Consider the following 22,519-nt stretch of genomic DNA (forward strand, 5'->3'; position numbering starts at 1 on the left):
TTTTACTCATTATAAATAAAAATAATAAATGAAAAAAATCGTACTTACGGGAATAGCAGTTTTAGGAGGGTTTCTAACAGCAAATGCGCAGTGTAAACCCGTAACCGCTCTTGCAGAAAATTTTGATACCTGGAAAGATATCAATAAATGCTGGACTGCCCAGGCTGGGAAAGCGATGCTGTATGCAAGTGATAAAAGAATTGTATTCTATTCAATGAGCAATCCTGGAGAAAATATGTATCTGGTAACTCCGGAAATCAAAGCCGGAACTTATACGCTGTCTCTTGATCTTTCTGATAATGGAGGAGAAACTACTTTAGAACTTTTTTCAGTAGACAACCCTTCAGAGGTAAAAACCTATGTTTCAATCACGAAACCTTCCAAAATAACAGGTGAGAAAAAAACATTTACTGTTTCTTTGAAAAAAGACTCTCATTTAGGTTTGAAAGTTATGCTGAATGGTGTACATCAGGCGGTTTATATGGATAATCTGTCTCTGCAGGCAAAGAAATAGAGACTTACACTCTATTTTTCACTCATAAAAAAGCATCTGTTTTTACAGATGCTTTTTCTAATCATTATTCTAATCTTTATTTTCTCTTATTGAATATGTAATTTTTTAAGGCAGACCCTGAAATAAAATTAAAAGTAATTGTAATAAATAAAACAGTTTGTACAGCTCATGAATACTATTATAAAAATTACAATTGTCTCTAAAAAGTTATTCAATAATAAGCTTTGAGCTATATCTATTTTGTCCATCAGAGATTGAAATAATATAAACACCAGCTGTAAGATTCTGGATCTTATTGTTGATATTATTATGTATTACAGATAAAGTTCCATTGGCAGAAATCATCAATTTCCCGGACATATCATATACTTCTGCATTTAAATTTTGTTTTGAATCTTTTAGGTGTATGTATACTCTCTGTCCTTTTTTCAATGGGTTTGGAGAGATACTAAAATCAATTTTATTTGAGAAAGCTTCTAATGAAGATAAAGTAACAGCAGGATAAACAAGGATCTTTTGTCCATTGTATCCTACCGCATACACTTTCTCTGCCGCAGCTGGAAAATCAACAAATGTTTTTGCCAATGTTGTATCTCCTGTCCCTATAATAGAAACACTTATCAGTTGATTATTTGTGCCATATGTTTCAAAGGCGACTGCATTATTCCATTTAGAATTGTCTACCTGTAAAAACGTTCCTTTTGTATTTGTAATAACCTGTGCACCAACTCCTGTAACTCCTGTAACAGGCTGCAGGTTTTTATATGCATTAACGCTGTGCGCTGAAATGTAATTTAATACCGGAGAAACCGGTTTTGCATAGCCTTTCATTAATACATAGCTTTTCACTTCATCAATCATACTTTGGGTAATTGTAAGCTGCGCATTTGAATAGTCTGAAATCATGGCATCAATGGGTTTCAGAAAGCCCGTAATGGTGAAGAAATCAGTAAGATCTTCCTGTACCGCATCACATGTATTTTTCACAAAATTCATTACTAATTGCCCATTTGTTAATTGAGACTCATCAGTATTTAACACTTTCTTGATTACATTGGCATACCAATGTGCATAATCTATACCAGTAACAGGGTTAGGTGTAGAGGGTATATCTTCATCAGACATATTTTTGTCGAAAGCAAGTGTGGGAGCGTTTTTCGATGCACCAGCCAATTGGTAATAAAGCTCAAGCTGCCAAAATGGAACCAATGTTCTGAAATGCTTATCTAAAGGATTTACAAAGTCAGTTCTAAACTGATCAGCGTAGCTTTTTCCGTTGATTTGTGTCTGGATAATATATTCACCAAACCTGTTGCCTTCAACTTGAGGGAAAGCAGTCTTATCAGCCACCTCACCTTCTAAATTGGTAAATCTGTTTGTTCCTGAAGGTGTATATATGTTATAACTGGCCCATAAAGAATAAATATTATTGGTAATTTCAGTAGTTCCTACCCAGGTTAGACCAGGCTCTATCTGATTAATGTGTCCCAGTTCGTGCGCCACTCCCCAAAGGCTAAGTCCTGTTGCCGATGCGGAGCCTTCAGCCCCCCACGTAAGATCCAAATGAACTCCTGAACCTCCGGCATACCATCCTCCCATAGATTCTGTATAAACAAGCTGTCTGTTTTTAAAGTTCGTATTAAATTTGAAGAACCCCATCATTTCTCTTTCTGATTTTGTAATCATGTCATATTTATCAATCAAGGGTTGTATATCAAAATAATGAAAATTGCTTACAGGAGTCTTATCTATGACCAGTTTTGTATAGTAGCCTTCAATATCAATTTTAGGATAAACATCATTGGTCAGCATTTCTTTACATTCTGTAGAAGTAGTTCCTTTTTTATAGATTCCATTAACAATACCTGCTGTGACATTTAAGGTAATGGGAGCAGCATTTACATCATTGGTATAATATGATATGTATCCAAGTCCTTTATTCGTAATGGACAGAATATTGAGTCCGTTCTTCAGTTCGTAAGTATTTTCTGGAGAAGATCCTTCTGTTGCAAAATCTCTTATTCTTAGATAAACTGCATTTGTATTCGTAATGTCTTTCGCAAAAATAATAACTTTGGTATCAGGCTGAAAAAATATTCCGGTAGGGTTTTCATATCTACTGTAATTCCCGATTTTATATTGTGTATTAATTGACCCAATAGTTTTGTAGGGTGTGGATATCTGAACCCGATATTTTTTATTGTAAGTATTATTAAAAAGACATTGGGCTAAACCTTTGATAAATGAAGAAGTAATAGCATCAATATCTTGCTGGGTAACAGTAGGTTTTAATGTACTAAAAATACTGTCATTAAATATATCAGAATAAAGAGCTGGATTAAAACTATTTGGATTATTTTGAAAAAATTCCATTTCAGCACAACTTGCAAAATTATTTTTCCCATCCAGAACCTCAATCTTAATATTCAATGGAGTAATTGCAGCAGGGAAATATATTGTTTTTATCGCACCGGCTTGATTAAGATTCAAAGTGGTAAGATCAACATAACCAGGATCTGAAACAGTATTATAACTGATTTTTACGTTTCCAAAAAAACCATTTGTTCCGCCATCTTGTCTGGGTGTGTACCTTATATAATTTATTGCAGACTGTCCATTGAATTTATAAACCAGTGATATAGGAAAATTTGCAGCTGTACCATTCCAGTTTGAATGATAAATAGTATTTACATCTCCATCAAAAGATTTTTCAATATTTTCTCCAGATTGAAAACTGGAAGCAGAAGATCCTGTTATTTGAGGAACTACAGCAATATCAGCAAGCATTGAAAATTCGTTGGTAGGAAGCGCACATTCTGTTAAAACAGGATCCATTTGTTCTGAAGAATAAAATTCCATCTCTGCACAACTGGAAAAATTATTTTTAGCACCTAAAATATCAACCCTAATGATAGCTGGAGAAGAAATTGCCACAGGAAGATCTATTGTTTTAGCCGTATTATCAGCAGCCCAGGAAATAATCCCTGTTGCAGCAATAAAAGTCGTAGGATTGGATTGTGTAGAATATGAAATCTTAACACTCGTCCAGATTCCATTAGCACCTGTTGTTCTGGGCTTATATACTAGTTTATTTATGCTTTTTACACGATTTGAAAAATTGAAATTCAATTGATCTGGTATTGCTGTACTCAGGCTATAGAGAGAATGATAAATTGTATTCTCATTACCATCATTACACATTGCCGCTTCATATCCGGACTGTGAAGGTTGTAATGACTCTATATAAGCGACAGGCATTTTATACTGTTGTCCGGATACCGTTATCTGAAGTACCAGACAAAATAAAATAAAAAAATAATTGTTCTTCATAGCTTATAAAATGTTTAATAAAATATAATCGAATTTATTCTTACTGTTAATATTGCAATGCATTATAAAAAAGAAAACAGCATTTCTGCTGTTTTAATATATACATTATTTAGCCAAAGCAAATCTATCCAGATTCATCACCTTCGTCCACGCTGCCACAAAGTCTTTCACAAACTTACCTTGTGCATCAGCACTTCCGTATACTTCAGCGATAGCTCTCAATTCAGAATTAGATCCGAAAACAAGGTCCGCACGTGTTGCTGTCCATTTTGGCTGACCTGTTGAACGGTCTGTTCCCATATACAGTTCTCTGTCATCTGACATTGCTTTCCATTGCGTTCCCATATCCAGAAGATTCACAAAGAAATCATTGGTAAGAACTCCCGGACGGCTGGTGAATACGCCATGTTTTGAACCGTCAAAGTTCGTATCCAAAGCACGCATACCTCCTATCAGTACAGTCAGTTCAGGGGCAGTAAGGGTTAAAAGCTGTGCTTTATCAATCAATAAAGATTCTGTAGAAACCGTGTATTTTCTTTTCAGATAATTACGGAATCCGTCAGCAGCAGGCTCAAGGTAACCCATAGATTCTACATCCGTCTGTTCCTGAGAAGCATCCATTCTTCCCGGAGCAAAAGGAACTTTCACCTCCTGACCAGCATTTCTTGCAGCAACCTCAACAGCAGCATTTCCTGCCAGTACCATTAAGTCTGCCAATGATATTTTTTTACCTCCGTTCTGAGAATCGTTGAATTCTCTCTGAATGCCTTCCAGTACGTTTAGTACTTTATTCAGCTGTGAAGGATTGTTTACTTCCCAGTTTCTTTGAGGCTCCAGTCTGATTCTGGCTCCGTTGGCCCCACCACGTTTATCACTTCCTCTGAAAGTAGAAGCAGAAGCCCAGGCTGTAGAGATCAGTTCGGCATTGCTTAATCCTGAGTTTAATACTTTTGATTTCAATGCTTCTGCATCATTTCCATCAACCAATTCATGATTCACTTCAGGAATAGGATCCTGCCAGATCAGTTCTTCCTGCGGAACATCAGGACCTAAATAACGGGCACGTGGTCCCATATCTCTGTGTGTCAGCTTAAACCATGCTCTTGAAAAAGCATCAGCAAACACATCAGGGTTTTCATAAAAATGTCTTGAAATTTTTTCGTAAACAGGATCCAATCTCAACGAAAGGTCTGTGGTAAGCATGGTTGGTTTATGCTTTTTGGAAGAGTCAAATGCATCAGGAATAATATCTGCTCCATCTTTAGCTACCCATTGGTGAGCTCCGGCAGGGCTTTTTGTTAGTTCCCATTCATTTTCGAAAAGGTTCTTAAAGAAATAATTACTCCACTGAGTCGGAGTTTCTGTCCAGGTTACTTCAAGACCGCTGGAAATAGCATCTTTTCCGCTTCCTGATTTATAAGTGCTTGCCCATCCAAGTCCCTGCTGTTCAATTCCAGCAGCTTCAGGTTCTTTGCCTACATGATCTGCAGGGCCAGCTCCGTGGGTTTTACCAAAAGTATGTCCTCCGGCAATTAATGCTACGGTTTCTTCATCATTCATGGCCATACGCCCGAAAGTATCACGGATATCTTTAGCGGCAGCAACAGGATCTGGATTTCCGTCCGGACCTTCAGGGTTTACATAAATAAGTCCCATCTGTACGGCAGCCAATGGATTTTCAAGATTTCTTGAATGAATATCACCATCCGCATTATCATCGGTAGGAAGCACTGCTGATTGTCCTTCTACAACTCCTTCTGAGCCGTGAGCATAACGTAAGTCACCTCCCAGCCAGGTTTTCTCGGATCCCCAATAGATATCAGCATCCGGTTCCCAGACGTCTGCACGTCCTCCGGCAAATCCGAATGTTTTGAAGCCCATTGATTCAAGAGCGATATTTCCTGTAAGGATTAAAAGGTCTGCCCATGAAATGTTTCTTCCATATTTTTGTTTGATAGGCCATAGTAACCTTCTTGCTTTATCAAGGCTTACGTTATCAGGCCAGCTGTTTAATGGTGCGAAACGTTGTTGCCCGGCTCCTGCTCCACCTCTTCCGTCACCTACACGGTATGTTCCGGCACTATGCCAGGCCATACGGATAAACAGAGGACCATAATGACCAAAGTCTGCCGGCCACCAATCCTGAGAGTCTGTCATCAATGCATGAAGGTCTCTTTTTACAGCTTCCAGATCAAGGCTTTCAAATGCTTTGGCATAATCGAAATCCTTATCCATAGGATCTGAAAGGGAAGAATGCTGACGCAGAAGATCTACTCTAAGCTGATCCGGCCACCAATCTGAATTCTGAGTTCCTCCGCCTGCTACACTCTTCTTCATTGTTCCGTTATGAAACGGGCATTTACTGATGTCATTCAAATCTTTTTCCATTGTCGTTTTTTATTTATTTTTATATGCTACTTAAGTATATGATTATTATAAACATATTTCAGCACTAATTGACTCTATTTTCCAATTAACAGTTTTAATCAGATACTTTAAATACCGATACAGAAACCTTTCCATCGGTTAATAAAGTTAAATTAACTCCTCCGGTTTCAATAGCAAAAGCTATTGTTTCCCCGGCATTAAGTTTAATAAGACCAGTCAAAGTCGTAGAAGTTACGGGAACCGCAGCAAGGGTAACTCCTAATATGGAAACCCGTACTGCATCAAATACTTTTTCCTCAAATATTGTCGTTCCATTTTTTAAAATCCCCATTTTTTTACCTCCCAGAATACTCAAATCTATACCTCCAGCCAATTGCGTTTCAAATGCTACTTCATAAATTCCACTTTTAGCTGCTGTATACACTCCAGTATTGAAAAGGGAAGCATTTCCTGTCTTCACATCTTGCGAAGAAAGATTGATCTTATTCCAGTTAGTACCTGAAATTCCAAGATTTACTAATGACCAGGCTCCATCTTTGGATGCATATAAAGACGTCCCTGAATTACTTGAATTATCTTTTAGACCTATCCATACTGCATTTACTGCATCATAATAATAAAATCCTGCAGAAGTAACATTAATGGTTTTGGGAGAAACTGTGGTTACAGCAGATGTGGCAAATACCATAGTCCCATTTTGTGCCATACTGTAAGCAAGATCTTTAGCCTTTAACTGATCACCAGTAAGCCTTGGAGGTAAAAAGCCATCCTGAACTGCCGGGTCAGTAGCTTTTCCAACAACGTCAAACGTTCCTGCAGGTGTAGTCGTATTTATCCCAACCTGGCTATAGGATACATTAGAAAAAAGAAAAGAAAGTAGTACAAGATAAACTTTTCGCATATTTTTAGTATTTAGAATTGAAAAATTAAAAGCACAAATCCTGATTAATAGTTATTAAGTAAAAATCTACTTTCCATCATTACTCCTGTTTTCCAGACTAAAAAACTTAGAGAGAAAATTTCTCTCTAAATATTTCATCTTTAGTTTTTAGAACCACATTAACTATTACACAATATCTAATCATTAATCTAATTCAAATTTCCACTAATTATCATATAGAAGCAAAAATAACATGTAGAGATTAATAGCTACAGATGTATTATAAAAACTACATCTTGTAAATAAAATACGACATTAAATAGACATAATCTACTTTTACTATGAGAATAGAAAAGAGTATACCCATCAGATATACTCTTTAAAAACTTAGAAAAAAACGAAGTAATATACCCCTATTACTTTAGGATGAAAAGATGCAGATTATACTAAAAAAATACGTTTCCATTTTGTAACAGTATTTCTGCTTAATTTAAAATGCTTGGCTAGCTGACTATTATTTAATTTATGTGTTTTTTGATAATCAAGAATTTCAAAAATGGTCTTTTTATCATAAGATTTGAACTTCTGACTTTTAGATAATTCATCAAAAAAAATAATATTATTAATTTTTAAAACATCAGACAGGGACATGGTATCTTTTGATAAATATTTCTTAACATATTCCCTTTTATCCGGACATTTAGACTCTATGAAATCATGGTAAATCCTTTTATAATTAGGTCCCGTATTTATTGTTTGTACTTGCTTATCCATTTATTCAATGTTGATTTGGGAATTCCGTAATGATTAATGATTTCAACTTGGGTCTTCTGTTTATTTTCCAGAAGCTCCAGCATATAATCTATAATTTCCTTTGTATATAAACTTTTCCGGAACTGAGGCAGTTTTGATTTTACTATATTTTTGTTCTGACTGCCAACCGGAGCATATAATATTAAATGATTGGAATAGAGACGAAAAAAATCATATTCCAATAATTTCGACCATTTTAGCAGTACATCCACATCCAATGATTTCATGGAATACATTTCCAGAATCTCTTTTTCTGTTGAATGTAAGAATCTGCATATTCTGCTCATATCAATATCCTGTTCATTTACACGCTCATATACCAAAGATCCGATATGAATATCTTTTAAATTTTCCATCTTAAATATATTTATATTCAAAACACAACTGCTATATCTTGGAAGAAGGCTCTTGTGTTTTCGCAGTTAAACTTTTCGTAATATCACCTAAAACCTGGTTTGTTTGATTTTGATTACAAAAAGTAATATCAATACTTTTTTTCAATACTTTTCCTGAAGAATTTGAAAAAAGGATGATTAAATATTTCCGAAAGATTCTTTCCTTTGTTTCTATCCTAATAATTTTTGTTTGAGGCATTTCAAATACCGGCATTTTTTTCCCACCTGAAAGCCATTGATAGTTTTTAATGGAAACCACTTGTCCGGAATTCTCATATTCGAATATAAACCGGTTCTTTAATGCTCCATATATCAATACCAATAAAGCTGTTAAGAAAAATATTCCTGAAAATAAATGATAACCTAAATACCTAAGGCCAATAATGATCAAAAAAAGCAATGCCGATATAACTAACTGAAAAGTCATATAATTGCTCACATTTTTCTTATTATTTATTTTCATCGGCCTCCAATTATTAAAATTGTTTATTCTTATTTGTTTTCAATTTTTACATCCTTAGATTCAAATGGCGGAATATTGCTATCCCGCTCATTCAAAAATGTAATTAAAAATCTAATTCTTATAAAAACTATATCCTACAGACTGTACTCCCCAGTTTTGCAAAAGACTTGGATTCGTAAGAGTTTGTCTTGTTGAAAGGCTTTCTATTCCATATAACAACTCTACTTTATATTCACTATCAGCATCAACAGCTACTGCTGTCCCATCTCCAACACTATAAAAAGCAGATAAAGAATATCTTATATTTGGATTGTAAGTAGCTGATATCGGATGGTTATTACCTGAACCATCATTGGTTGCAGCTTCATTAATATATGGTGAAATCTGAGTGGTCTGCATCGTTACTGTTACTACATCAACAACATTCCAGCTAGTGCCTGTTTTTTTATACAATCTGGCATATGCTCTGCTATGAAAGAAAAGTGGTACTTTGACCCTTCCTGTACCTCCTTCTATATTTACTTGAGAATAATTAAATCCGTAATTCATTTCAAACCATGTATTCCACGTTGCTGTACCTCTCCTTACAGAACCTGCTGGGAATTTAAATATAACTTCTGAATTAGGCACCACCCAACAATTAGCTGGTTGAATAGTAGTTCCTGTCCCACCATCCTGGGCATTTGTCTGCACTGTATTTAATATAGATGTCAATGGTACATTTGCACTGGTATTTTGTCTAACATTGCTATCGATATTATACAAAATAAAATCGTTTGGATCAACAGGCTTAAACATTCCTACATTTCCATTTCCATCAGCAACCAGAGGGGTTCCAGCCGGAATAACAGGCAAGTCTCTAACTCGCAATTGCCCATTAATATCCAATGTTTTTGTAGGAGATGTTGTATTAATCCCAACATTTCCCGTTTGCGCAAATACGCTAGTTGACAGCCCTAATAATACAGCTGCTAAAGATGTAACTTTTGTGTTTTTAAACATACTTAGGTTTATTTTTTTCAATTTGTTTTTTTTAAGACAAAACAATTCAATCAAGTAAAACATGTTATTTCTTTAAACACAAAGGAGAAATTATCTCCTCTGTGTGAAATGACCTTGAAATTTTTGATTAAAATGTTTGGGAACACATTTAACTTAAATTGTTAAATCAAGTAATAAATTATTGTTGCAAATATCTGACAACCTTAATAAAAACTAAAATAATTACTGTAAATATATATTACCGTTATTGTAATTTTTAATAATATTACATGTAGTTTATAAATGACATTTAATTCTTTTAAAAGCGAGTAATATTTACTACATTTATAACAATAATTAAATATGTAAGACAAAAACACAAAAATAAAACACTATAATTAACAATGTCAGTTAAAACACTTACATTCCTGCTATTAATATGGATACAATGTTGTTACAGCCAACTAGCCGATTCTGCATGGTATGACACTGATAATGGACTTCCACAGAATAGTGTAAAAGATATTATTAAAGATAAACATGGGTTTATATGGCTGAGTACAGAAAACGGTTTAGTACGCTATGACGGATATAGTTTTGTTACTTATAATCATCTTAATCTTAAAAACAACAGATTTACTACATTTTTTGGTAGTGTAGAAAAAGACTCTATTTATAATTTTACTGCTTATACAGAAAACATAGTTTTACTTAATAAAAGAAGCATAAACACTTTACGTTATCAGACCAATTGTGTAAAAAAAGCATTGCATGAAAGCAAGTTATATGGATTATTTGTAAAAAATGGAACTCCTGAAAAAATAGATCATAAAGACTTCTTTATTTATTTTGGTAAAAAAAACACCTATCATCTATTTAATAATGGAATTATACAATATAATGATAAAAAGATAGTGCCCATAAAGAAACTGCATAAGAATTATATAACCAATACTTTTTGTTTGGGACAAAATATTTTTATCATTTCCAGAACATTAAAAAAAATTATCAAAATTTCGTCAGGGCAAGTCAGATATTTAGATGCCGAGGATATTTTTTTCCAAAATAATGTGAAAGTATATTGGAGCCAAATTAATGATCAATGCTTTCTTTTTCATAATAATACCTTGTATAGAGTATCCTTTCAGGATAATGAAATTAGTTTAAAAAAAATGATCCATTATGATCTTAATGAAAACTCCTTAGCTTCCATCTATCATGATGACATCAACAATAAATTATATCTCGGAACATTATCAGACGGATTGAATGTCATCAAGTTTAATAATTTTCATGTAGCCAACCGATCGGATAAATCCTATGAAAATATCTTTTATTCAATACTTCCCTTTGAAGATAATAAAGTAATTACCTCCTCTGGAGATGTATACAATGAAAACGGACTGATAAAACAGTATCATTTTAATACGACAAGCCGATATTTCCTGTTGTATGACAGTAAAAAAAATATTATTGTTCAAAATGGGACTTCATTACTCCGTTTTTTTCAAAACTCCAACTACTCGAAAAGTGAATCCATATATTTTGAGAGAACACCATCTCATGTATTAAATGTCAACAATTACTATATTATTGCATTTCATGAGCAACCTTCATTACAATCTCAGCTCACCTTCTATAAAGACTCCAGTTTTAAAGATCCCTTTTTACAATTTTCGGTTCCCAATATTGTCACTTCAGTACAGAAGTTGACTCATAATAAGTGGCTGATAGGAAGCAGAGATGCTTTATATACAATAGAAGCACCAACATTTGTCCCTAAAAAAATTTCCACCAAGCCCTTACATATAAGAGAAATTACAAAGACAAAGGATGGAAATTTTTGGATCATGACTCAGGGAAACGGTTTTTTCCTTTATAATAAGGGCCAACTTATTAAAATGCCGGAAGATAAAAACGGATATCTTTTATTTGCCCATACTATTCTGGAGGACCACAAAGGATTCCTCTGGATCAGTACTAATAATGGTTTGTTCAAAGTATTCAAAGACAACTTACTGCAATATGCTAAAGATAAGAAAACTTTACCTAACTATTACCGATACAGCAAGGAAGACGGGTTTAATACGAATGAGTTCAATGGTGGATGTGCTCCCAGCTCTTCGGTTCTTGAAAATGGAAATTTTGTATTTCCATCCATCAAAGGTCTGGTGTTCTTTGATCCTCAGAAAATAAGAAGTTATTATCCTAAAAACTTCTTTTTGGAGCGGGTTATTTTTTATGATTCCAAAAGCAATATAAAAGGGCAGAATATTAATCTGGAAAACAATTTCTATAAAGCAATTATATTAGTGGATGTTCCTTATTATGCCAACAGAGCCAATCTGGTTATCGAAGCAAAACTAAAAGATTCCAAGAATGAGAAATGGGAAAGGATAAATAGTGATGGTAAATATTATATCTCAAACCTGGAGCCAGGCCAATATCAACTTATTGCGAGGGTATTAATTTCTCCCGAAGGGAAATACCTATACAAAACACTCAATATCAATGTAAAATATTTATTTTATCAAACACTTATTTTTAAGTTCTTTATTGCTTTACTATTTATTCTTATTGTATTTACTCTTTTTAAAATAAGAATAAAAAGGCAGGAAAAGAAAAAAAGGGAACTTGAAAAAATTATTGCAACAAGAACCCGGAAACTGTCAAAAACAGTTTCAAAATTAGAATATACCAAGGAACAGCTGAGAAAAGAGAGCATACAACAAAAAAAATTATTAGAGACGATAAGCCATGATATCATTACTCCTATAAAGTTTTTATCCATCACAGCTCAAAAGTTATACGAAACTGACGAGCATGATCGTTACATAAAAAAGAAATATTTTGAAAGCTTCTACAAATCTTCAGTAGAATTTTACAATTTCGTGAAAACCTTAAAAGAATACGCGGAGATATATAATATTTCTGAAAAGAATGAAACTTATAATATTTATGAACTGGTAGAAGCCAAAAAAGCTCTTTTTGAAGGTGCCGCCAAAGAACAAAACACTCTTATCACTAATAATATAACAGATCCTACCTATTCAAAAATCAATCAGAATGTAGTAGCAGTTATCATCCATAACCTTATAGATAATGCAATTAAAAATACCACTAATGGAGTTATAGAGCTTTCTACCATTGAAAATAGCAGCAACTTTTTTCTGGAAGTGAGAGACACAGGTAAAGGAATGAGCAAGGAACAGATGACCTATTATGAAAAGCTTCAGGATAATATTGAAAATGAAAAACTGGTTTTACAAAAATACAGTTTAGGATTACACCTTATTCTTCAGTTACTCATGATGATCAATGGCAAAATTGAATTTAAAAATAATATACCACAAGGAACGATAATATCGATTAAAATAAAAAAACAAAAATATGACTAGAAAAATTATTATTGCAGATGATCATTTTGTAGTAAGATTAGGCACTACCCTGATTTTAGAATCCCACTACAAAGATGTACAGATTTCCTGTGCAGAATCCTATACGGAACTCATAGAAAAGCCACATATTGAACAATTCGATCTACTAATCCTGGACATCAATATGCCGGAAAGCAAATATTTAAGTATGATTGGTGAATTAAAAACGATGCATCCCAATCTTAAAATTCTGGTTTTTTCTGTGTATGATAATGATATTGCGGTGCAGTATATCATAGAAGGCGCCGATGGATATATTAATAAACTATCTGACGAAAACAATATCCTGGAAGCAGTTCAGCAAATCTTTGAAACCGGAACCTATTATTCTCCGGATATTGTAAAAAAACTCGTTTCTTCAGCTAAAAAAAACAATCCTGTAAATCCACTTGAAACATTATCAGAAAGAGAAAAGGAAATATTTGATCTGTTGATTAAAGGTTATGGAAATATTGAAATATCAAATGAATTAAACCTCCACCTTTCTACTGTGAGCACTTATAAAGCAAGAATTTATAAAAAGTTGAATATTAAAACTACGGTTGATCTTGTAAGACTGGGCGATAAAAACCAGACACACAAACATAAATAACCTCCTATATTTAGTTTTTTTTTTTTAATAATCTATTGAAGTACCTGCTAAATGTATGTAAATTAAAAAAACGGAATAAATATTCCGTTTTTTTAATCATCTGTATTCTATCAGAATCGTAAAGTTGTTAATACAATTTTATTAATGCTTTTTTGACTTAATTTTCTTTTGTAATTTTTGGGTTAAGTGAAGAAGTTTATTGATTTGTTCTTTTTGAGCATCAATCTGTGTTTGCTGTTTTATAACATGCAAGTAAAGTTCTTCAACCTTCTCCAATGTCTGGGTTGAAAGTTCTGATAAATTAAATGAGTAAAGTCCATTTTCCGTTTTTGCTAAATCATTAATAGAAGTTACTCCAGGTAAATGATTGTTCTCTTTAATAAATTTTTCTGTATCATAAATATTTAAAAATTTATATTTAGAATTCAGTAAAGACTTTCCATTATAATACTCTTCGAATACATAATCGGGATAGGTAGTTGTTGCTGTCGTAATACTTCCGCTTACTTTCAATTTTTCACCTGGTGCAAAAGTAGTAGTGGAATATCCAACACCTACATTTTTAACAAAAAAGGCATTTCCATTTGGTTCGATACTAGCTTGTGTAACTCCATTAACCCCAGAAGTTGGAGTTGTCAGAAAACTAATACCTGTAGGTGCACTTGTACCACCTGTCCCAACAGAAAGTCCAGTACTGTTTCCTGCAGCTATAACTTGTGCTTCTGAGTTAGTATCACAATAAATAAATAATGAATAATTCCCACCATTGGAAAATCCCATTGAAGATCTTGTTCCCGTTCCTGAATCCTGTACGATACCCAGCCCCACACTATTATTAATAGTTGTAGTTTGTTGATTCACAAATTTCAGATCCTTTCCATTTTGTGTAACCGTTCTCGTACTGGTAAGAGTGCCATCTGCATTATAAATATTGTTATAAGAACTGATCAGTTTCTGCCATACTGAACCATCAAAATAATAATATCCAATAGCATCAATATTTACTCTTGGTCCGGTATTGGTACCCGCTGAGATATCTGTAACATATATCAATGCTCCTTTTTGATTAGCTCCATAAAGAACATCTCCTTTAGCGGAAAGCTGTGCACGGGTAAGCCTCGGTGCCTGAAGTCCGTCAAGATCAGTAGCCCCTAGTTTTCCATTAACATCCAATGTGGAGTTAGGCGTTGTAGTATCAATCCCTACACCTGCCGTCTGTGCAAAAATGCCAGCAGAAGTTAGCAATAGAGCTGCTGTAAATAAAGTTGTTAAATTTTTTCTCATTGTTTTAATTTTAATATTTAAACTTTTTTGAAGTGAAAAATATGGGATAAGCAAGTAAATCTGATTCTTATATCCACTTGTGCAGTGTTAGCACAAAACAGAAAAAACATTCCTTTACTTAAAAATGGAATAGGAAAAAATGAGGTTTTTGTTTAAGAATAAACAAAAAGTAGAAATATAATCTTTATAAAGGTGTATTACCTTACATAAATATATTGTTCTACGGATGGCTTTTTTAATACTTTTGGGGAATTTAAATATATTTTATAATGTTTTTATTTGCATTTTCATCATTACTGACTTAATAATCCTTTTATTTTTCAAGAATGGAACTAATTCATTTTGATGGTACAAATTTAAAATACAGAATGTGAAAAACCCAGCTTTCACCTGTAAAAACAAATTGCCACTAATGTAGTATTACAACTTGTTTATGTAGTTTAAAAACTACAAGAATTTATCAATCGTAAAAATCTTAATAAACCGGCAGCTCCTGTTCTACATCCTTACAGACATTATAAAAAATCCTCCTATCAGACTGACAGGAGGATTATTAAGAAAATTGACAAAGATAAAACGATACTCAGGAATTACGATGACTGAAGCAGTTTTACAGCTTCTTCATTATTCTGCATCACAGCATGCTGCAAAGCTGTATTGCCTCTGTTATCTTTAACATTTTTGTCGGCTCCGTTTTCTAAAAGCAGTTTTATAACTTCTGTTCTTGCAAAAACAGCAGCATAAATAAGAGCTGTTGCATCATTATAATTTTTGATGTTTACGTTCGCTTTATGAGAAATCAAAAGTGCAATCATTTCTTTATGTCCTTTAAACGTAGCTCCCATTAGTGCCGTATTACCGTTATTATCCTGAAGATCAGGCTGAGCACCATTTTCAAGAAGCCACTTTGCCGTTTTTTCCTGATTATGATATACAGCAAGTATTAAAGGGGTATACCCTTCTTCATTTTTAGAATTGATCTCTTTTTTGAACTGAGCCATAGCTTCTGCATTACCTGTCTTTGCATAAGAAAAAATATCCTGTGCACTCACTTTGCTCATCACCAAAAGCATCATGATCGTAGAAAGAAGATATTTCATTATTTTTATTTTGAAGACAATAAAGATTCCAATTGCTGACGATCCATTTTAACATATTGAGCCAGTCGCTTTCCATATTCAGCATCAGCCTGATAGAAATAAGAGATCATTTTGGCCACTACTTTTTTATTTTCTACACTGTTCAGAGCACTACCCAGGTTTTTAATCAGGTTATCCTGATCTTTTTTAGAGAAAGACCGATAAAGTTCTCCAGCTTGTTTAAAGTTGTTTTCTTTATCGATTTTAGCTTGTGCTGTAGATGTACCTGCAGGGAAAACAGTTTGGGAGTATTTGAACTTTTTATTATCAGTAACTTCAGGCTTAGTTGTTGAAGGCTGATAGTTTACCTCTCCGTTCTGAGCTCTCATAGACATATAGCCGTTTTGGTTATATGTTGTCACATTATTTTTTGCTGCATTAATTGGTAACTGTTGGAAGTTCCCTCCAATTCTGTGTCTTTGAGTATCAAAATATGAGAATAATCTTCCCTGCAACAGTTTATCTTCTGATGGTTCTATTCCCGGAACAAGAGTACCAGGAGAAAAAGCAGCCTGTTCTACCTGCTGAAAATAATTTGTTGGATTTTGATTAAGGGTCATCGTTCCCACTTTCACTGATTTTGCGATAGATTCCGGCCATACTTTAGTTACATCTACCGGATTAAAATCGAGCTTTTCAAAATCATCCTTTTTCAGCATCTGCACATATAAATCCCATTTTGGAAAGTCTTTATTCTGGATAGAATTATATAAATCTCTTGTTGCATGTTCTATTTGTGTAGATTGGATTTTATCAGCTTCTTCCTGCGTAAGATTTCTTTCACCTTGCTTGGGAACCCACTTGTATTTTACATAAGTTATTTCTCCTTTTGCATTGATCCATTTAAAAGCATGTACTCCATTTCCTTGCATCTCTCTGTAATTGGCAGGAATTCCATTGTCAGAGAACAACCATGTCAGCATATGGGTAGCCTCCGGGATATTGGCCATAAAATCAAACACCCTGTTATTATCGGAAGCATTATTAGTAACCGGAGAAGGTTTAAAAGCGTGTACCATATCTGGAAACTTAATCGCATCTCTGATAAAAAACACCGGTAAATTGTTACCTACCAAGTCATAATTTCCCTGATCCGTATAAAACTTAACAGCAAATCCTCTTGGATCCCTAAAAGTTTCCGGAGATCCCTGCTGATGTACTACGGTAGAGAATCTTACCAATACCGGAGTTTTCTTACCGGCCTTTGATAAAAAATCAGCCATTGTAACATCAGAAAAATCAGCATCTGCAACAAATTCACCAATAGCCCCAGCTCCTCTTGCATGCACTACCCTTTCAGGAATTCGTTCTCTGTCAAAAGCAGCCAGCTTCTCAATTAAATGAATATCTTCCAACAATACCGGTCCGTTATTACCAACTGTTTTAGAATTCTGATTATCTCCTACAGGACTTCCTGTATTGGTCGTCAGCTGCTGAGAATAGAGCGTAGATGTAATGAGAACTCCTGCTAGTAAAAATTTTTTTTTCATAATTTTTATTTTTTATGTGGGGCAAATATAGGAAGATGGTTGAGCGGATTTATCTTAATAAATTCAATTGTTAAAATTCATAAAATCTATTAAACAATCAACAACCAATAGAATGCGCCTACTTTTTTTTTGAAAAAAAATTATTTAAGATACTTTAAATGACGTATCGTGTAGTTTAATAACTACAGTCATTTAAACATACTTTAGAGAACAATTACTTAATTTTGCCAAGTCAATTGATGGTTGGGTATAAGAAGTTTATACCGAAGACATTTACAAACATACATAAAAAACATAAACAACATTATGAAAAAAAAGGTATTATCACTAATTATCTTAGGTATTTTGACAGCGTGCACTTCCCCCAAAAAAGAAAATACAGAAGTTACTTCAAATAAAGCATCAGATGTTAAAGCAGAACTTGTAGGAAAATGGGTACAACCTATTCCAGGACAGGAAAAGGAAAAGCAAGGTATTGAGCTTCGGGACAATGGTACCGCAGCATCAATAAATATGCACACGTTGCTGTATGAACAATGGAAAGTTTCTCATGATACCCTATTTTTATGGAGTCGTACTGTAGGAGTAGCACAGCCTTCTACCTCTAGCGATATTGACACCTTACTTATTCAAAAACTTGATAATACATCGTTAACGGTTGTATCTTTAATTGGAGATCCTAAAAATAATGTTGCTCAAACTTACAGTAAAGAAAAATAGGTATTTAATTGCTAACAAATTCTTCTTTAGCCAGAAATTCTAACATCGAAAAAATTTATACTAAAGAAAAATAGATTCTAGGATCTATTTTTTTTTACCTATTGAGAGTATAATAATTTTTCTTCAAAATGCAAAAAATCAGTAATTGGATATTCGTCTGATACCTACTGATTTTATTTTATAATAAAGAGAACAAATATTGTTTATCCCAACGTTATTATCAATAACTTTCTCAACAGGATATCAAAACAAATAGGTTCTGTATCCATTACGGAACACCAAGTTTACCAAGTATTTAATTAACATCCATCAATCACTCTAAAAAAGCCATGGAAATTGACGTGGCTATCATTTTAAATTTAAAAGCGTGTAGTTTTAAAACGACACCCAACACTTCTACTGGCTTTCAAAATTTATTAATTTTATAATACTAGACCATGAATACTTTATAATTACAAGTATTAAAAATGTTTTATAAACAACTTATATTTATATTTTTCATAACTACACAACTGTACTACAGTCAGCAAACAGCTTCAATATGGTATGATACAGACAATGGCCTTCCTCAGAACAGTGTAAAGGATATTATTAAAGATAAATACGGATTCATCTGGATCAGTACAGAAAACGGATTGGTACGTTATGACGGAAATAATTTTGTCACCTATAATCATCTCAACTTTAAAAACAACAGATTTACCTCTTTTTTTGGAAATTCAAAGAAAGATACAATTTACAATGCAACAGCTTTCGACGAAAATACGGCATTAATATCTAAAAGAAATGTAAGTATTCTTACTCATAAATCGCTCTGCCTGCAAAGAGTATTGCGTGAAAGCAACTCGGACTTTATTTTTACTAAGAATGCTATATCAGATCAGTTTGAAGATAAAGATTTCTTTATTTATTTTGATAAGAAAAACTATTATCACTTGTTGCATGACGGAACCATACAATACAAGGATCATAAAGTTACAACGCTGAAGAATCTACCTAAAAACTATATTTCAGATACCTTTTGTTTTGACCAGACTATTTTTATCATTTCAAGATCATTAAAAAAAATAATTAAAATTTCTCCTAACCAAATCACTTACCTGGATGCACCTGAGATTTTCTTTAAAAATGGTATAGAAGTGTACTGGAGCCAGATCAATAATCAATCTTTTATTATCCTGAATCATACACTGTATAAAATAGGTTATGAGCATAATACTTTTAGTTTTAAAAAATTAGCAGATTATGATCTTAATAAAAACTCTTTATCCGCCATTTATCATGATGAAGTGAACAATAAGCTGTACCTTGGAACATTATCAGATGGATTGAATGTAATAAAATTCAACAATTTTCATGTTGTCAACAAATCAGATAAATCCTATGAAAATATCTTTTATTCAATACTTCCTTTTGAAAATGATAAGGTAATCACTTCCTTAGGTGATGTATACAATGAAAACGGATTGGTAAAACAGTATCATTTTGATACAACAAGCAATTTTTTTTTACTGTATGATAATCAAAAGAATATTCTTGTTCAGCAGAAATCAAGTTTACTGCGTTATCTTAAAGAATCTAATTATTCTAAAAAAGAAAAACTTGCTTTTAAAAAGGAACCCTCTTATGCATGGAGGGCGAAAAATTTTTTCATTGTAACATTTCACAAACCTATACTGAAATCTCTCCTTACCTTTTACAGAGACTCTGATTTTAAAATCCCATTCTTACAATTTTCCATTCCCAATATTGTAACCACAGTTCATGAATATGACCATGATAAGTGGTTGGTAGGAACCAGAGACGCTTTATATTCAATAGAAGCGCCTACTTTTATTCCTAAAAAAATATCTGGCACCCCGTTGCATGTAAGAGAAATTACAAAAACAGAGGATGGAAATTTTTGGATCACGACCCAGGGAAATGGCTTCTTTTTATATAAGAATAAGCTACTCATTAAAATGCCGGAAGATAAAAACAGATATCTTTTATTTTCGCATACTATCCTGGAAGACAAAAAAGGTTTTATCTGGATCAGTACCAATAATGGATTATTCCAGGTACTGAAAAACAACCTTCTGCAATATGCTAAAGACAGAAAAACGATACCTAACTATTATCGGTACAGCAAGGAAGACGGCTTTAATACCAATGAGTTCAATGGTGGCTGCTCTCCAAGTGCTTCAGTTCTTCAAAATGGAAATTTTGTATTTCCTTCCATTAAGGGTCTTGTATTTTTCAATCCCCAGAAAATAAGAAGTTATTATCCTAAAAACATCTTTCTGGAACGGGTTATTTTTTATGATCCCAAAAGCTATATAAAAGGGCAAAATATTATTCTGGAAAATAATTTTTATAAAGCAATAATATTAGTAGATGTTCCCTACTATTCCAATAGAACCAATCTGGTTATTGAAGCAAAACTAAAAGGTTCAAAGAATGAAAAGTGGGAAAGGGTAAACAATGATGGGAAGTATTATATTTCAAATCTGGAGCCGGGCCAATATCAGCTTATTGTGAGGGTATTAACTTCTCCAAAAGGGAATTATATGTATAAAACAATGAATATCAGTGTAAAACAACTGTTTTATCAGATACTCATCTTTAAGTTTTTTATTCTATTTTTTATATCTGTATTTACATTGAAATTGATAAAACTTAGAATAAAAAGACAAATATTAAAAAAGAAGGAACTTGAAGATATCATTGAAATAAGAACCCGGAAACTTTCAAAAACAGTTTCAAAACTAGAATATACCAAGGAGCAGCTGCGAAAAGAGAGTGTACAGCAGAAAAAACTATTGGAAACCATAAGCCATGATATTATTACTCCTATAAAGTTCTTATCTATAACCGCCAAAAAGTTATATGAGACTGACGAACATGATCGTTACATACAAAAGAAACATTTTGAAAGTTTCTACAAATCTTCGGTAGAATTTTACAATTTCGTGAAAACCTTAAAAGAATATGCAGAGATTTATAATATTTCTGAAAAAAATGAAACGTATAATGTTTACGAAATTGTGGAAGCTAAAAAAACACTTTTTGAGGTGGCTGCCAAAGAGCAAAATACTCTTATCGTCAACAATATTAAAGATCCTACCTATTCAAAGATCAACCAGAATGTGGTAGCAGTTATCATCCATAACCTTATCGATAATGCAATTAAAAATACCACTAATGGAATTATAGAGCTCTCTACCATTGAAGATGATACTATCTTTTTTATGGAAGTAAGAGATACCGGTAAAGGAATGAGCAAGGAACAGATGACTTATTATGAAAAACTTCAGGACAATATTGAAAATGAAAAACTGGTTTTACAAAAATACAGTTTAGGATTACATCTCATCCTTCAGTTGCTTATGATGATCAATGGTAAAATTGAATTTAAAAACAATAAACCACAAGGAACTATAGTATCGATTAAAATAAAAAAACAAAAATATGACTAGAAAAATTATTATTGCAGATGATCATTTTGTAGTAAGATTAGGCACTACCCTGATTTTAGAATCCCACTACAAAGATGTACAGATTTCCTGTGCAGAATCCTATACGGAACTCACAGATAAGTTATACGCAGAACAGTTCGATCTGCTCATCCTCGATATCAATATGCCGGAAAGTAAATATTTAAGCATGATTGGTGAATTAAAAAAAATACAGCCTAATCTTAAAATTCTGGTTTTCTCTGTATACGACAATGACATCGCAGTACAGTATATCATTGAAGGCGCCGATGGATATATTAATAAACTATCTGACGAAAACAATATCCTGGAAGCAGTTCAGCAAATCTTTGAAACCGGAACCTACTACTCTCCGGAGATTGTGAAAAAACTGGTTTCTTCTGCAAAAAAAGACACTCCAATAAATCCACTGGAAGCTTTATCAGAAAGAGAAAAGGAAATATTTAATCTGCTGGTTAAGGGTTACGGAAATATTGAAATATCAAATGAATTAAACCTTCACCTATCTACAGTAAGCACCTACAAAGCAAGGATTTATAAAAAACTGAATATTAAAAACACAGTTGATCTTGTTAGATTGGGAGACCGAAATCAAGTACATAAAAAATAATTAAAAA

At 33.2% G+C, this 22,519-nt stretch carries 16 protein-coding genes; 6 read left to right on the plus strand and 10 right to left on the minus strand.

Annotated features, from left to right (window positions below):
- The first annotated feature begins 28 nt into the window (after positions 1–28).
- Complete coding sequence (locus ACKTTZ_RS22760) at positions 29–514, plus strand: hypothetical protein (RefSeq protein ID WP_407846685.1); 486 nt, start codon at positions 29–31, stop codon at positions 512–514.
- Between the two features lie 207 nt (positions 515–721).
- On the opposite strand, the gene ACKTTZ_RS22765 is transcribed toward ACKTTZ_RS22760, so the two are convergent.
- The 7 genes from ACKTTZ_RS22765 to ACKTTZ_RS22795 all read right to left on the minus strand — a co-directional run bounded on the left by ACKTTZ_RS22765 (position 722) and on the right by ACKTTZ_RS22795 (position 9,806).
- Positions 722–3,844 carry a M60 family metallopeptidase gene (locus ACKTTZ_RS22765; RefSeq protein WP_407846686.1) on the minus strand — a complete coding sequence of 1,041 codons (3,123 nt, stop codon included), beginning with the start codon at positions 3,842–3,844 and terminating at the stop codon, positions 722–724.
- A 105-nt stretch (positions 3,845–3,949) separates the two neighbouring features.
- Positions 3,950–6,232, minus strand: coding sequence for a catalase/peroxidase HPI (gene katG / locus ACKTTZ_RS22770; protein WP_407846687.1), 2,283 nt, complete (start codon positions 6,230–6,232; stop codon positions 3,950–3,952).
- A gap of 94 nt (positions 6,233–6,326) precedes the next feature.
- A complete protein-coding gene (locus ACKTTZ_RS22775) occupies positions 6,327–7,133 on the minus strand; it encodes a hypothetical protein (protein ID WP_407846688.1) in 807 nt (268 codons plus the stop codon).
- A gap of 420 nt (positions 7,134–7,553) precedes the next feature.
- The gene (locus ACKTTZ_RS22780) at positions 7,554–7,886 is read right to left on the minus strand and encodes a hypothetical protein (RefSeq protein ID WP_034700008.1); all 333 of its coding nucleotides are present in this window, start codon (positions 7,884–7,886) and stop codon (positions 7,554–7,556) included.
- Positions 7,862–8,281, minus strand: a complete 420-nt coding sequence (locus tag ACKTTZ_RS22785; RefSeq protein WP_253316933.1) for a helix-turn-helix domain containing protein — start codon at positions 8,279–8,281, stop codon at positions 7,862–7,864. The genes ACKTTZ_RS22780 and ACKTTZ_RS22785 overlap by 25 nt, the downstream gene beginning before the upstream one ends.
- 31 nt (positions 8,282–8,312) lie before the next feature.
- Entirely contained in the window at positions 8,313–8,783 is a 471-nt protein-coding gene (locus ACKTTZ_RS22790) for a hypothetical protein (protein WP_407846689.1), read from the minus strand.
- 111 nt (positions 8,784–8,894) lie between these two features.
- A complete protein-coding gene (locus ACKTTZ_RS22795; RefSeq protein ID WP_407846690.1) occupies positions 8,895–9,806 on the minus strand; it encodes a hypothetical protein in 912 nt (303 codons plus the stop codon).
- Between the two features lie 362 nt (positions 9,807–10,168).
- Here ACKTTZ_RS22795 and ACKTTZ_RS22800 point away from each other — a divergent pair, with 362 nt between their 5' ends.
- Both ACKTTZ_RS22800 and ACKTTZ_RS22805 read left to right on the plus strand, forming a co-directional pair.
- Positions 10,169–13,162, plus strand: a complete 2,994-nt coding sequence (locus ACKTTZ_RS22800) for a two-component regulator propeller domain-containing protein (RefSeq protein ID WP_407846691.1) — start codon at positions 10,169–10,171, stop codon at positions 13,160–13,162.
- Positions 13,155–13,793 (plus strand): response regulator, encoded by a 639-nt coding sequence (locus ACKTTZ_RS22805; RefSeq protein WP_407846692.1) that lies wholly within the window; start codon positions 13,155–13,157, stop codon positions 13,791–13,793. Before ACKTTZ_RS22800 ends, ACKTTZ_RS22805 begins: the two co-directional genes overlap by 8 nt.
- A 141-nt stretch (positions 13,794–13,934) precedes the next feature.
- Here the strand turns inward: ACKTTZ_RS22805 and ACKTTZ_RS22810 are convergent, their stop codons facing one another.
- The 3 genes from ACKTTZ_RS22810 to ACKTTZ_RS22820 all read right to left on the minus strand — a co-directional run bounded on the left by ACKTTZ_RS22810 (position 13,935) and on the right by ACKTTZ_RS22820 (position 17,706).
- The gene (locus ACKTTZ_RS22810; RefSeq protein WP_407846693.1) at positions 13,935–15,077 is read right to left on the minus strand and encodes a hypothetical protein; all 1,143 of its coding nucleotides are present in this window, start codon (positions 15,075–15,077) and stop codon (positions 13,935–13,937) included.
- A gap of 590 nt (positions 15,078–15,667) precedes the next feature.
- Positions 15,668–16,177: an ankyrin repeat domain-containing protein gene (locus ACKTTZ_RS22815; protein WP_407846694.1), complete on the minus strand. Its 510-nt coding sequence runs from the start codon at positions 16,175–16,177 to the stop codon at positions 15,668–15,670.
- Between the two features lie 5 nt (positions 16,178–16,182).
- On the minus strand, positions 16,183–17,706 hold the full coding sequence (locus ACKTTZ_RS22820; RefSeq protein WP_407846695.1) for a catalase: 1,524 nt from the start codon (positions 17,704–17,706) through the stop codon (positions 16,183–16,185).
- Between the two features lie 306 nt (positions 17,707–18,012).
- On the opposite strand from ACKTTZ_RS22820, the gene ACKTTZ_RS22825 reads away from it, so the two are divergent.
- From ACKTTZ_RS22825 to ACKTTZ_RS22835, 3 genes are all read left to right on the plus strand, one after another.
- Positions 18,013–18,426 carry a lipocalin family protein gene (locus ACKTTZ_RS22825; RefSeq protein ID WP_407846696.1) on the plus strand — a complete coding sequence of 138 codons (414 nt, stop codon included), beginning with the start codon at positions 18,013–18,015 and terminating at the stop codon, positions 18,424–18,426.
- A 467-nt stretch (positions 18,427–18,893) separates the two neighbouring features.
- Positions 18,894–21,884, plus strand: a complete 2,991-nt coding sequence (locus tag ACKTTZ_RS22830; protein WP_407846697.1) for a two-component regulator propeller domain-containing protein — start codon at positions 18,894–18,896, stop codon at positions 21,882–21,884.
- Positions 21,877–22,512: a response regulator transcription factor gene (locus tag ACKTTZ_RS22835; protein WP_034700023.1), complete on the plus strand. Its 636-nt coding sequence runs from the start codon at positions 21,877–21,879 to the stop codon at positions 22,510–22,512. The genes ACKTTZ_RS22830 and ACKTTZ_RS22835 overlap by 8 nt, the downstream gene beginning before the upstream one ends.
- Positions 22,513–22,519 lie beyond the last annotated feature (7 nt).

This window comes from Chryseobacterium sp. KCF3-3, from assembly GCF_045865955.1.
Lineage (GTDB): Bacteria > Bacteroidota > Bacteroidia > Flavobacteriales > Weeksellaceae > Chryseobacterium.